The following is an 11,832-nucleotide window of genomic DNA, read 5'->3' as shown; positions in this document are numbered from 1 at the left end:
AAGGTGCCGCTTGTCTGCCGCTATCAGCGCGTTACTCTTCCACGAACGCCTCTTCGCGCTTCGCCTTCACGGAGGGCAGCATCACAATCACCACCAGCGCCAGCGCCGCCGCCAGCAGGGCCGCCGACAGGCCGCGCGTGAGAAAGACGCTCCAGTCGCCGCGCGACAGCAGCAGGGTCCGGCGCAGGTTTTCTTCCATCATCGGTCCCAGAATCAGGCCCAGCAGCATGGGGGCCGGCTCGCATCCGAGTTTGTTGAACAGATAGCCGACGATGCCGAAGGCGCCCACGACCCAGACGTCGAAGGTGTTGTTGTTGGTGGTGTAAACCCCCACCGCACAGAACAGCACGATCGCCGGGAACAGGTAGCGGTAAGGCACCGACAGCAGCTTGATCCAGATACCGATCAGCGGCAGGTTCAGGATGATGAGCATGGCGTTGCCGATCCACATGGAAGCGATCAGGCCCCAGAACAGTTCGGGGTTGCTGGTCATCACCTGCGGGCCCGGCTGGATGTTGTGGATGGTCATGGCCCCCACCATCAGCGCCATCACGGCGTTCGGCGGGATGCCCAGCGTCAGCAGCGGAATGAACGAGGCCTGGGCGCCGGCATTGTTGGCCGACTCGGGGGCCGCCACGCCGCGGATGTTGCCCTGGCCGAACGGCACTTCGCCGGGCCGCAACTTGGTCTTTTTCTCCAGCGCGTAGGCGGCAAAGGAAGACAGCAAGGCGCCGCCGCCCGGCAGGATGCCCAGCGCACACCCCAGCGCGGTGCCGCGCAGCACGGCAGGCAGCATGTCCTTGAAGTCCTGCCTGGTCGGGAACAGGCCCTGCACCTTGGCGGTGAACACCTCGCGCTCCTCCTCGGGCTGCGCCAGGTTGGTGATGATTTCACCGTAGCCAAACACGCCCATCGCAATCGCCACGAAGCCGATGCCGTCGGTCAACTCGGGGATGTCGAAGCTGTAGCGCGCCACGCCGGAGTTCACGTCGGTGCCGACCAGGCCCAGCAGCAGCCCCAGGATGATCATGGCCACCGCCTTGAGCAGCGAGCCCGAGGCCAGCACCACGGCACCGATCAGGCCCAGCACCATCAGCGAGAAATATTCGGCCGGGCCGAACTTGAAGGCCAGCTCGGTCAGCGGCGGCGCAAACGCAGCCAGCATCAGCGTGCCGACACAACCTGCAAAGAACGAGCCCAGGCCGGCGGCCGCCAGCGCCGGGCCGGCGCGGCCCTTGCGTGCCATCTGGTAGCCGTCGATCACGGTCACCACCGACGACGATTCGCCGGGCAGATTCACCAGAATGGCGGTGGTGGAGCCGCCGTACTGGGCGCCGTAGTAGATGCCGGCCAGCATGATCAGCGCCGACACCGGAGGCAGCGCATAGGTGGCCGGCAGCAGCATGGCGATGGTGGCGACCGGGCCGATGCCGGGCAGCACGCCGATCAGGGTGCCGAGCAGGCAGCCGACAAACGCATAAAGCAGGTTGCCAGGCGTGAACGCGACGCCAAAGCCAAGCGATAAATTAGCAATCAGATCCATGGTGGTGTTCACTCAACCCGCGATGAAAGTAGGCCACACCTGAATCTGCAGCTTGAGCGCCACGATGAAGGTGAAATAACTGCCCACGGCAAGAATGCTTGCCAGCACCAGGGTGGGCTTCCACTTGAAGGTATCGCCGGCCTTGCTGGAGATGAAGGTCAGCGCGTAGATCGCGGCGATCATCCCCATCGAGGGCAGACCGATGCTCGGCAGCCCGCCCAGCAGCACCCCGAAAATCAGGTTGGCGCCGATGATGTAGCACAGCGGCCGCCAGGCCCACTTGCCGACCTTGTCGCCATCCTCGGTTTCCACCACCAGCGCCTTGAACATCACCAGCGCGCCCATTGCTGCCAGGATCACGCCCAGCACCAGCGGGAAATAGCCGGGGCCCATGCGCGCGGCACCGCCCACGTTGTAGGCGGTTGCGCCCCAGGCAAACGCAATGCCCACGAGCGCGAACATGACGCCGGAGTAGAAGTCCTTTTGACTCTTGATTTTCACGTGTTGTCTCCTCGAAAAAAATTCGACCAGCGGATTGTCAGCGGCTTTGCCGGGCCGCCCGATGTGGATTCCACCTACGCCGGGAACCCGGCGCGCGGGCGCCGGGCGGCGGTCAGTCGAGCGGCGGCGTGGCGCTCAAGACTTCTTCCACCGTGGTCAGGCCTTCGGCCACGCGCAGCGCGCCGGCCAGCCGCAGCGGCCGCATGCCATCCTGCACGGCCTGGCGCTTGAGCGCACCGAGGTCCGGCGCCAGCGTGACCTGGCCCTTGAAGGCGTCGCTGACCGTGAGCAACTCGTACAGCCCCATGCGGCCCATGAAGCCGGTCATGCGGCAGTCGATGCAGCCCACGGGCTTGTAGGGGCGGTAGCCGCCGTTGATCTTCCAGGGCTTGACGATGGCCGCCAGCGCCTCGCGCGAGGTGGCGTCGTCTTTTTGCCGGCACTGCTTGCACAGCGTGCGCACGAGACGCTGCGCCAGCACGCCGAGCACCGTGGCGTTGATCAGGTAGGGCGGCACGCCCAGTTCCATGAGACGCGTGATGGCAGAGGGCGCATCGTTGGTGTGCAGGGTGGAGAACACCAGATGCCCGGTCAGCGCCGCCTGGATCGCCATTTCGGCCGTGGCCAGGTCGCGGATTTCGCCCACCATGATGATGTCGGGGTCCTGCCGCATGAGCGCGCGCAGGCCCTCGGTAAAACCGAAATCGAGCTGTGTCTGCACCTGCGTCTGGTTGAACGCGGGCTCGATCATCTCGATCGGATCCTCGATCGTGCTGACATTGACCTCCTCGGTCGCGATCCGCTTGAGCGTGGAGTACAGCGTGGTGGTCTTGCCGGATCCCGTCGGGCCGGTCACCAGAATCACGCCGTTGGGTCGCCTGACCAGGCCTTCCCAGCGCTCCGCATCGTGCGACGAGAAACCCAGCGCGTCGAGATCCTTGACGGTGGTGTCGGGGTCGAAAATCCGCATCACCATCTTCTCGCCAAAGGCGGTGGGCAGCGTGGACAGGCGCATCTCGATCTCTTCGCCGCGCGGGTTGCGCGTCTTGATGCGGCCGTCCAGCGGGCGGCGCTTTTCCATCACGTCCATGCGCCCGAGCAGCTTGATGCGCGCCGTCATGGCGTTCAGCACGCCCATCGGCATCTGGTACACCGGGTGCAGCACGCCGTCGATGCGAAAGCGGATCACGCCCTGCTCGCGGCGCGGCTCCAGATGGATGTCGCTGGCGCGCTGGTCGAACGCGTACTGCCACAGCCAGTCCACCACCTGCACCACGCCCTGGTCGTTGGCGTCTAACTGCTTGCTGGTCTTGCCCAGCTCGACCAGCTGCTCGAAACTCGCGGCCGCATTGCCGGAGCCGGCCTTTTGCGCCGCGCGCACGGATTTGGCCAGCGCGAAGAACTCGGCCGTGAAGCGGTGAATCTCCTGCGGACTGGCGACGACGCGGCGCACGCTGCGGCGCGACTGGCGCTCGACCTCGGCGACCCAGTCGATGATGAAGGGCTCGGCCGTGGCCACCACCACCTCGGTGGGCGTGACCTGCACCGGCAGCACGCGGTGGCGCTCGGCGTAGGCGGCGCTCATGATGTCGGCCACCTTGCCCACATCCACCTTCAAGGGGTCGATGCGCAGGTAGTCGAGCCCGGCGCGGCCGGCCAGCCACTGGGTCAGCGCTTCAATGTCCAGCGGCTTGCCATCGCTTGAGCGCTGCATCGCCACGCTGGCCAGGCGCACCAGCGGATGCTGCGCACTCTCGGCCTGCGAGCAGCGCGCGATGGTGCGGCGCGCTTCCTCATTCGAAATCACCCCGTCCGCGTTCAGCCACTCGACCAGGCGGCGCCAGTCCACCGGCCCCATCGGGACGGACTTGGGCAAAGGAGAATGCTTGGCGGGTTGCAAGGTGGCGCTCATGGAGGTCGTGGGGGAAGTGGTCAGGGTTGCAGCGGTTTGAACACCCGCAGCCACTTGGGCGCGGGCAGATGCCACAGAGTCTGGATGGTTTCCGCACGCGCGGCAAGCTCTGCGCGTTTCACGGCCCTGGCAGTGCGCAGCGCCAGCACCACGGTGTTGCCCTCACGCGTCGGCTTGAAGGCCCAGACCGCATCGCGGCCGAAAGCGGCCGCGATTTTCTCCAGGCTGCGCTCGTAGCTGGAAGAGCGGCCGAACAGGTTCACCGTCATGCAGCCGTCCTCGGTCAGCAGCCGGCGGCAGTCGGCATAGAAATCCTCGCTGTCGAGCACCGGCGCGGCGGCCTCGTGGTCGTACAGATCCACCTGCAGCGCGTCCACCGTGCCATGCCAGTGCGGGTGCCGCGCCACCTCGGCCGCGTCGCTCAGCACCACCTGCAGCCGCGCATCGTCGGGCGGCAGCTTGAACCACAGGCGGCAGGCCGCGACCACCTGCGGATTGAGCTCGATCGCGGTGGTCTTCATGCGCAGCTTCCTGCGGCAGAACTTGGTCAGCGAGGCGGCGCCCAGACCGAGCTGCATGGCGTGGCGTTTGGCCACTTCGGTGGGCTCCACAAACAGCAGCCAGGCCATCATGCGCTGCACATACTCCAGCTCGATGTCAAAGGGCGCATCCAGCAGCATCGAGCCCTGCACCCACTCGGTGCCCAGGTGCAGGTAGCGCACGTCGCCATAGTCGGAGAAGTTGACTTCCGGAAGTTCCCTGTCGGTTTTTTTTGTGCGTGCCATCAATCAGATGAGTCCATGTTGTTCGAAGACCTCGCGCCAGGCGGCGAGTTTGCGCTCGAAGCGCCAGGACGCGTTGGCCGGGCTGGTGGACGGCAATTTATAGACCGGTAAACCCAGTTCGGCGGTGTAACGCGCGTGTTTATAGCTCTCGCCGCCGTTGTGGACGATCGCCTGCAATTGCGGGCAGCGCCGGCGCAGGTTTGAGAAATCGTTGACCTGCGGGTTGCGGATGCTGGCGTCCAGGCTGCCTTCGCGCTCGCAGGCGCCGTACACGTCCCATACGCCCAGGCCGTGGGCGAGTAGCCATGTGCTTCTGTTTTCATAGCTGCCGGTGCCCGTCCCGTATGGGCTGGAAGGCCAAATGGCTTGAAGAATCTTCCAGAACTGGTTTTGCGGATGGGCATAGTACTGCTGCGCGGCGAGCGAGGCCGCACCGGGGAAACTGCCCAGCACCAGCAAGCGGGTCTGAGGTGACAGCAGCGGCGGCAGCCCCCGCAACATCACACGCACAGCGCCCCCACGTTCGCCCACTGCGTGTGGCTCGCTGGACAGGCCACCGCCAGAGTCGGCGGCTCTTCGCCCCGTCCGAACCTGCGCAGGCAAGCTCGGAGCCGCGGGGCTCAGCCCCTCGGGGGCCTTCGCGCCTTGGGACGGCCCGGCGGCGCTCACAGCAGCGCCCCCAGCCGCGGCAGCGCCGCCATGGCGTTGCGCGTTGTCGCCTGCGCCAGATCGGCGAGCCCCATGCCGCGCAGGTCGGCGACCACCTGTGCAATGCGCGGCAGCTCGGCCGGCTCGTTGCGGCCCTGCGGCGCGCCGGCCGCGCGTTGCTGCGCGGTTTTGTAAAGCCAGTGCGGGGGAATGTCCGGCGCATCGGTCTCCAGCACGATGGCATCCAGCGGCAAGGTGGCGGCCAGACGGCGCAGCTGCAGCGCGCGCTCGAACGTCACCGCACCGCCAAAGCCGAGCTTGAAGCCCAGCGCGACGAACTGGGTGGCCTGCACCTCGCTGCCATTGAAGGCGTGGGCGATACCGCGCCAAAGCCCGTCAGGCCCGGCCAGGTCGCGCAAAGCTTTCAGCAGCCGGTCGGCCGAGCGCCGCACGTGCAGGATCACCGGCAAGCCATGCCGGCGCGCCAGCTTGAGCTGTTCGCGGTAGAAAAACTCCTGACGTTCACGCAGTGGGCTCTGCAAGAGTTCGGGAACGAAATAGTCGAGCCCGATCTCGCCCACCGCGACCAGCCGCGGGTCGGCCTGGCGCAGCGCCAACTCGGTATCGAGCGCCGCCAGGTCCGCATCCACCGCCTGCGGCACGCACAAGGGGTGGATGCCCAGCGCATAGCTGTCCCCAAACTGGTGCGCCAGTTCACGCACCGCCGCGAAGTTGGCCACCTGCACGGCCGGCAGTACGCAATGCGCGACGCCCCTGGCAGCCGCCCGCGCGCGCATGGCGAGGACATCGCTGCAGAACTCGCGAGCATCCAGGTGGCAGTGGGTATCGATCCAGACCGTCATGGCCACCATAATGCCTGAAACGGGCGCGCAAACTGGATGCAGGAACGGGCAAACCGTGATACTGTAATTCCGTCGTTTCCAGCGCGTATTGAAAACATCCCTCACAGGTGACCTGATGCGCAAGCCCGCCCTCTACAGCCGCTCCCGTCGCGGGCCGGATGGCGCCTTGCCCGCCGGCGACGCGGCGCCAGCCACCGCCCCGGCACCGTCCCGCCGGCGCAGACTTTCCAGTCCACGTGTGCTGTGGTCGGTCATCGCCCTGCTGGCCGTCATGCTCGCGCTCAGCCTGGGCCTGGCGCTGCGTCCGGCAACGCGCACGGTCACGCAAAAAGACATTGACGCGGCCGTGCTCAAAACCCTGGAAACCACGGTCCTGCCCTCCCCCGCCACCGCCGCCTACAACGCGATTTTCCCCTCTGTCGTGCGGGTCATGGCCTATGGCAAGAGCCGCCATGGCAAGGACGAGGTCGAGCGCGGCGTCGGTACCGGCGTGGTCATTGTGGACAAGGGCGTGATCCTGACGAGCCTGCATGTGGTGCAGGACGCCGAGGTCATCCGGGTGGTTTTTTTCGACGGACTGATGTCGCGCGCCTCCGTCATCAGCACGCAGCCTGAAAACGACCTGGCCGTGCTGCAGGCCAGCACCATTCCGGACGACCTCATGCCCGCAACCCTGCGCTCCACCGCCGACCTGGCGACCGGCGACCAGGTGATGGCGGTCGGCTTTCCGTTCGGCATCGGCCCGTCGGCGTCGGCGGGCGTGGTGTCGGGCCTGAACCGCGTGTTCCGCTCGCCCAACGGCGGGCAGGAATTGTCCAACCTGATCCAGTTCGACGCCGCCGCCAACCCCGGCAACTCGGGCGGACCGCTGGTCACGATGGATGGTGCCGTCGTCGGCATCGTCACCGCCATCCTCAACCCGACACCGGCCCGCACCTTTATCGGCATCGGCTTTGCGGTACCGATCGAGAATGCCGCCTCGGCGGTTGGCATGTCACCCTTCTGAAGGACTCCCCCATGGACGCACAGACCCCCGCCGACAACAACGACACCGCACAGGTGATGGAGCAGATCCTGTACGAGGTCAAGCGCGTGGTGGTCGGGCAGGACCGCTTTCTCGAGCGCGTGATGGTTGCGATGCTGGCGCAGGGACACCTGCTGGTCGAAGGCGTACCGGGCCTGGCCAAGACGCTGACCGTCAAGACCCTGGCCAGCACGGTGCGCGGCCAGTTCAAGCGCATTCAGTTCACACCCGACCTGGTACCGGCGGACCTGGTCGGCACGCGCATCTACAACCAGAAAACCGGCGAGTTCAGCACCTCGCTGGGGCCGGTGTTCACCAACCTGCTGCTGGCCGACGAGATCAACCGCGCGCCGGCCAAGGTGCAAAGCGCGCTGCTGGAGGTGATGCAGGAGCGCCAGGTAACGATTGCCGGCGTGTCGCACAAGGTGCCCGAGCCGTTTCTGGTGATGGCCACGCAGAACCCGATCGAGACCGAGGGCACCTACCCGCTGCCGGAGGCGCAGGTGGACCGTTTCATGATGAAGGTGCTGGTGGACTACCCGAGCGACGAGGAGGAATTCGTGATCGTGGAGCGCGTCATCGGCCCGGCGGTGGCGGTGACCGCGGTGGCGACCACCGAGCAACTGTCCGCCTTGCAGCACGAGTGCCGCCGTATCTATGTCGACCCCTCGCTGATCCAGTACGCCGTGCGGCTGGTGTCCGCGACCCGGACGCCCGAGCGCCATGGCCTGAAGGATCTGGCCCGCTTCATCACCTTTGGCGCCAGCCCGCGCGCCACCATCAACCTGACCGAAGGTGCGCGCGCGCTGGCCATGCTGCGCGGGCGCAGCTACGCGCTGCCCGAGGACATGAGCGACCTGGTGCCCGACGTGCTGCGGCACCGGCTGGTGCTGTCGTACGAGGCGCTGTCGGAAGGGTTGACGGCGGACGCCCTCACCGCCCGGATCATGGCCAGGGTGTCGCCGCCGGCCAAGCCCCTGGCCCACGAAAAACTCGCCGCCTGAGGCCGCCATGTGGACCCGCACCCCACCCGTCCCGCCCGCGTCCGCCACGCCTGCCCTGGCGCCGGCGCCCGGGGCCGAGCACGTGCTGCGCCGGTTGGAGTGGACGGTGATCCGCCGGCTCGACGGGCTGCTGCAGGGCGACTACCGCACGCTGTTGCGCGGCGCCGGGCTGGACCTGGCCGACCTGCGCGAGTACCAGCACTTCGATGACGTGCGCCACATCGACTGGAACGTCACGGCGCGGCTGCAGCAAACGCATGTGCGCGTGTTCACCGAAGACCGCGAGATGAGCGCCTGGTTTTTGCTGGACCTGAGCCCCTCGGTCGATTTTGGCTCGGGCGAGCAGCGCAAGCGCCACGTGTCCACCGAATTCGTGGCCGTGCTGGCGCGGCTGCTGACGCGTCACGGCAACCGCGTCGGCGCGCTCCTGTACGGCGCCGGGGTGGACACCGTGATTCCGCCGGGCGGCGGGCGCCGGCATGTGCTGCACCTGCTGCACGCCATGCAAAACCGCCCGCTCGCGGGCGACACCGGCGGCACCCGGCTGCATGAGCTGCTGGCATCGGCCGCCACGGTGGTGCGGCGCCGCTCCACGCTGTTTGTGGTGTCCGATTTCATCAGCGAGCCCGACTGGGAAAGACCGCTGGGCGAGCTGGCGCGGCGCCACGACGTGGTGGCGGTGCGGCTGCTCGATCCGATGGAACTGGACTTGCCCGACCTTGGGCTCATCCCCATCCGCGACGCGGAAACCGGCGAACAACTGATGGTGGACACACACGACGCGGGTTTTCGCAAGCGCTTTGCGCGGATTGCGGCGCAGCGCGAGGCGGAACTGCGCCAGGCGCTGGCACGCGCGGGTGTCGACACGCTGGAGCTGTGCACCGACGATGACCTGGTGGCATCGGTGCTGCGCTTCACCGATTTGCGCAAGCGCCGCAGCCGGCTGCCGGGCGCCGGCGCATCGGTCAGCCCGCTGTCCGCGCACCTGCATGTGGCGGCCTGAGCCAGCCATCACGGAGACGATGCCATGACCTCGCCCGTCACCTTCCTGTGGCCCCAGTTGCTGTGGCTGCTGCTGGCACTGCCGCTGCTGGTGGCGCTGTATGTCTGGCTGTTGCGCCGCAAGAAAAAGCTGGCACTGCGCTATGCCAGCCTGTCCATCGTCAAGGAGGCCATGGGACCGGGCCAGAGCCTGCGCCGCCACATCCCGCCGCTGCTGCTGCTGCTGGCCATTGCCGCCATGCTGCTGGCGGCGGCGCGCCCCCTGGCCGTGATCACCTTGCCGATGCAGCAGGACACCATCATTTTGGCGATGGACGTGTCGGGCAGCATGCGCGCCACCGATGTGCTGCCCAGCCGCCTGGTCGCGGCCCAGAACGCGGCCAAGGCGTTTCTCGCGGAGCTGCCGCGCAGCGTGCGCGTGGGCATCATCGCCTTTGCGGGCACGGCCTCGGTGGTGCAGGCCCCGACCCTGAACCACGATGACCTGGTGACCGCCATCGACCGCTTCCAGCTGCAGCCGGGCACCGCCATCGGCAACGGCATCGTGCTGTCGCTGGCGACCCTGTTCCCCGACGCCGGCATCGACCTGGAGGCGATGGTCGACGGCGTGGGCGGCCCCCACGGGGTCGCAATCGACAAAAGCGCGCCCGGGGCGGGCAAAAAATTCACGCCTGTGACACCCGGCTCGTACAACACGGGGGCCATCATCCTGCTCACCGACGGCCAGCGCACCACCGGCGTGGACACCATGGAGGCGGCCAGCATGGCGGCCGATCGCGGGGTGCGCGTGTACACCGTGGGCGTGGGCACGGTGGATGGCGAGACCATCGGCTTTCAAGGCTGGTCTATGCGCGTGCGGCTCGACGAGGATACGCTCAAGGCCATCGCCGACAGCACCCGGGCCGAGTACTTTTACGCCGGTACTGCGGACAGCCTGAAAAATGTCTACGAAACCCTGCGCTCACGGCTGTCCGTCGAGAAAAAGGAAACCGAAATCTCCGCCCTGCTGGCACTCGCCGCCGCGCTGCTGGCCGTCACCGCGGCAGGACTATCGCTCTTGTGGTTCAACCGCATTCTCTGAAAGGCACGCATGCCACCACGATCCTCTGGCATGAGCCTGAACAGCCCGAACACCTTGTACCGATATTGCCGCAGCATCCGCTGGCTGATTTTCGTGGCACTGACGGGCACCGCGACCCTGTCCTTCGCCTGGAGCGACCACACCCTGGGCACCTGGCAGGCGCTGGCCGCCATGCCAGCAATCGCGGGGGCACCCCCCGTTGCCGCGGAAACCCTGGACGCGTTCCTGGCGGCCGAAGACACGGGCCTGCAGGCGCTGCTGGCGCAGGAGGAACAATGGGCACGCCGCAACGTCCCTGTGTATCCGCCGCAGCCGGATGCCTTGCAGTTCCGAGCCGGCGGCCCGCCCGCCACGCGCAGGCAGCGCTTCATGGCGGCCCTGCGCATCAATCCCGACTGCCAATTGCCGCTGTTCCTGCAGATGCGCCCCGGCACGCAGCCACCGCCCGGATCAAACCTGCCCTGGACCGGGGTCACGACACTGCGGCGCGACACCACGGCCCGCGAAACCCAATACCAGCGCCTTCACCCGGGAGAGCAAGTCGCGGTGCTGGAGGTTGTTGCCAGCGCGTCCGCAGAGCCCGACGACGGCCTGGACATCGGCCTGTGGGAAGACAACGGCACGCCCTATGGGCGCCGCTACGGTTTCGGCAAGCAGCCGTTCGGCGATCCGGCGCTCGAGTTCTCGGGGCAGGCGCCGTTTCACATGGGCTTTTTCCATGAGTCCTGGATCATCTACAAGGCAGCCCGCTTCCTGCGCCGCACTTACCCCGAATACCGAATCCATCTGTACCGGTCACTGGCGGCGTATGCGCTCAAGACCGGGCATCCATATTGGGGCTGGCGCTTTGCGGGATGGGCATTGCACTATGTGCAGGACCTGACGCAGCCCTACCATGCGAACGTCCTGCCGGGCGTGAGCACGGTGCGCATGCTGTGGATCAACGCCCTCGATATCGCGGGGTGGCACGGGCCCAAGGACCGGGCCATCCGGCTCGTCTCGAACCGCCATCTCGCGCTCGAAAACTACCAGTACCACCGCATGCGGGACGCCTATCTGCACAAGAACCCCATGGATGCCCTGCTGCGCGCCACGCGCAATACATCAAAGGACGCTGCGCAGGCACCCTGGTCGGACGCCACCCCGCGCCAGGTCGTGAGCCAGCAGGCGTACGACTGGGCCGACCGGACCGACCGCATGCTGGAACACGCCCTGCCCGCCAAATACATCTCTGACCCGGCCTACGTGTTCGAACAGACCGAGCCCGATATCGATTTGTTCGCCGTGCTGCAGCGTGCCCCGCAAAACATGCGGGACGACATGACACAGCTGGTGTCCGAGCTGATGCAGCATTTCGGCACGCAGTCGCGCGTGTTCATGGCGTCATTCCTGCCAAGACCCTGAACGCCTTGGAGCGGGCACGCCTGCGGCCCTGTTACATCACGGAACAATGCCGGGCCGGGCCTGTC

General features: G+C 66.9%; 11 protein-coding genes. 5 read left to right on the top strand and 6 right to left on the bottom strand.

The genetic code is table 11. The features are described 5' to 3' along the window. Nucleotides 1-31 precede the first annotated feature (31 nt). The 6 genes from B0E49_RS02100 to B0E49_RS02075 form a co-directional block, all read right to left on the bottom strand. On the bottom strand, nucleotides 32-1,543 hold the full coding sequence (locus tag B0E49_RS02100; RefSeq protein ID WP_077560594.1) for a tripartite tricarboxylate transporter permease: 1,512 nt from the start codon (nucleotides 1,541-1,543) through the stop codon (nucleotides 32-34). A gap of 12 nt (nucleotides 1,544-1,555) precedes the next feature. After that, the gene (locus B0E49_RS02095; RefSeq protein WP_077560314.1) at nucleotides 1,556-2,044 is read right to left on the bottom strand and encodes a tripartite tricarboxylate transporter TctB family protein; all 489 of its coding nucleotides are present in this window, start codon (nucleotides 2,042-2,044) and stop codon (nucleotides 1,556-1,558) included. A gap of 112 nt (nucleotides 2,045-2,156) precedes the next feature. After that, nucleotides 2,157-3,956: a type IV pilus assembly ATPase TfpB gene (gene tfpB / locus B0E49_RS02090; RefSeq protein WP_077560313.1), complete on the bottom strand. Its 1,800-nt coding sequence runs from the start codon at nucleotides 3,954-3,956 to the stop codon at nucleotides 2,157-2,159. Nucleotides 3,957-3,976: 20 nt separating this feature from the next. Then, nucleotides 3,977-4,741, bottom strand: a complete 765-nt coding sequence (locus B0E49_RS02085) for a class I SAM-dependent methyltransferase (RefSeq protein ID WP_077560593.1) — start codon at nucleotides 4,739-4,741, stop codon at nucleotides 3,977-3,979. A gap of 3 nt (nucleotides 4,742-4,744) precedes the next feature. Continuing rightward, the gene (locus tag B0E49_RS02080; RefSeq protein ID WP_077560312.1) at nucleotides 4,745-5,242 is read right to left on the bottom strand and encodes a DNA-deoxyinosine glycosylase; all 498 of its coding nucleotides are present in this window, start codon (nucleotides 5,240-5,242) and stop codon (nucleotides 4,745-4,747) included. 164 nt (nucleotides 5,243-5,406) lie between these two features. Further along, nucleotides 5,407-6,252, bottom strand: a complete 846-nt coding sequence (locus B0E49_RS02075) for a TatD family hydrolase (protein WP_077560592.1) — start codon at nucleotides 6,250-6,252, stop codon at nucleotides 5,407-5,409. Nucleotides 6,253-6,367: 115 nt separating this feature from the next. On the opposite strand from B0E49_RS02075, the gene B0E49_RS02070 reads away from it, so the two are divergent. The 5 genes from B0E49_RS02070 to B0E49_RS02050 are packed head-to-tail and all read left to right on the top strand — an operon-like array spanning nucleotide 6,368 to nucleotide 11,767. Next, complete coding sequence (locus B0E49_RS02070; RefSeq protein ID WP_077560311.1) at nucleotides 6,368-7,258, top strand: S1C family serine protease; 891 nt, start codon at nucleotides 6,368-6,370, stop codon at nucleotides 7,256-7,258. A gap of 11 nt (nucleotides 7,259-7,269) precedes the next feature. Next, nucleotides 7,270-8,280, top strand: a complete 1,011-nt coding sequence (locus B0E49_RS02065; RefSeq protein WP_077560310.1) for an AAA family ATPase — start codon at nucleotides 7,270-7,272, stop codon at nucleotides 8,278-8,280. 7 nt (nucleotides 8,281-8,287) lie between these two features. Further along, the gene (locus B0E49_RS02060) at nucleotides 8,288-9,283 is read left to right on the top strand and encodes a DUF58 domain-containing protein (RefSeq protein WP_077560309.1); all 996 of its coding nucleotides are present in this window, start codon (nucleotides 8,288-8,290) and stop codon (nucleotides 9,281-9,283) included. 24 nt (nucleotides 9,284-9,307) lie between these two features. Continuing rightward, on the top strand, nucleotides 9,308-10,363 hold the full coding sequence (locus tag B0E49_RS02055; RefSeq protein WP_077560308.1) for a VWA domain-containing protein: 1,056 nt from the start codon (nucleotides 9,308-9,310) through the stop codon (nucleotides 10,361-10,363). A 30-nt stretch (nucleotides 10,364-10,393) separates the two neighbouring features. Continuing rightward, nucleotides 10,394-11,767 carry a hypothetical protein gene (locus B0E49_RS02050; RefSeq protein WP_077560307.1) on the top strand — a complete coding sequence of 458 codons (1,374 nt, stop codon included), beginning with the start codon at nucleotides 10,394-10,396 and terminating at the stop codon, nucleotides 11,765-11,767. Nucleotides 11,768-11,832 lie beyond the last annotated feature (65 nt).

This window comes from Polaromonas sp. C04 (genome assembly GCF_002002705.1).
Classification (GTDB): domain Bacteria; phylum Pseudomonadota; class Gammaproteobacteria; order Burkholderiales; family Burkholderiaceae_C; genus Rhodoferax_A.
Note: the sequence above shows the minus strand (reverse complement) of the source record. Positions and strands in the feature narration are given on the sequence as shown.

Bases quoted from the DNA above. Each gene is read 5' to 3' on its own strand.
- B0E49_RS02100 (WP_077560594.1), bottom strand. From the start codon at position 1,543: ATGGATCTGATTGCTAATTTATCGCTTGGCTTTGGCGTCGCGTTCACG.
- tfpB (WP_077560313.1), bottom strand. From the start codon at position 3,956: ATGAGCGCCACCTTGCAACCCGCCAAGCATTCTCCTTTGCCCAAGTCC.
- B0E49_RS02085 (WP_077560593.1), bottom strand. From the start codon at position 4,741: ATGGCACGCACAAAAAAAACCGACAGGGAACTTCCGGAAGTCAACTTC.
- B0E49_RS02080 (WP_077560312.1), bottom strand. From the start codon at position 5,242: ATGTTGCGGGGGCTGCCGCCGCTGCTGTCACCTCAGACCCGCTTGCTG.
- B0E49_RS02075 (WP_077560592.1), bottom strand. From the start codon at position 6,252: ATGACGGTCTGGATCGATACCCACTGCCACCTGGATGCTCGCGAGTTC.
- B0E49_RS02070 (WP_077560311.1), top strand. From the start codon at position 6,368: ATGCGCAAGCCCGCCCTCTACAGCCGCTCCCGTCGCGGGCCGGATGGC.
- B0E49_RS02065 (WP_077560310.1), top strand. From the start codon at position 7,270: ATGGACGCACAGACCCCCGCCGACAACAACGACACCGCACAGGTGATG.
- B0E49_RS02060 (WP_077560309.1), top strand. From the start codon at position 8,288: ATGTGGACCCGCACCCCACCCGTCCCGCCCGCGTCCGCCACGCCTGCC.
- B0E49_RS02055 (WP_077560308.1), top strand. From the start codon at position 9,308: ATGACCTCGCCCGTCACCTTCCTGTGGCCCCAGTTGCTGTGGCTGCTG.
- B0E49_RS02050 (WP_077560307.1), top strand. From the start codon at position 10,394: ATGAGCCTGAACAGCCCGAACACCTTGTACCGATATTGCCGCAGCATC.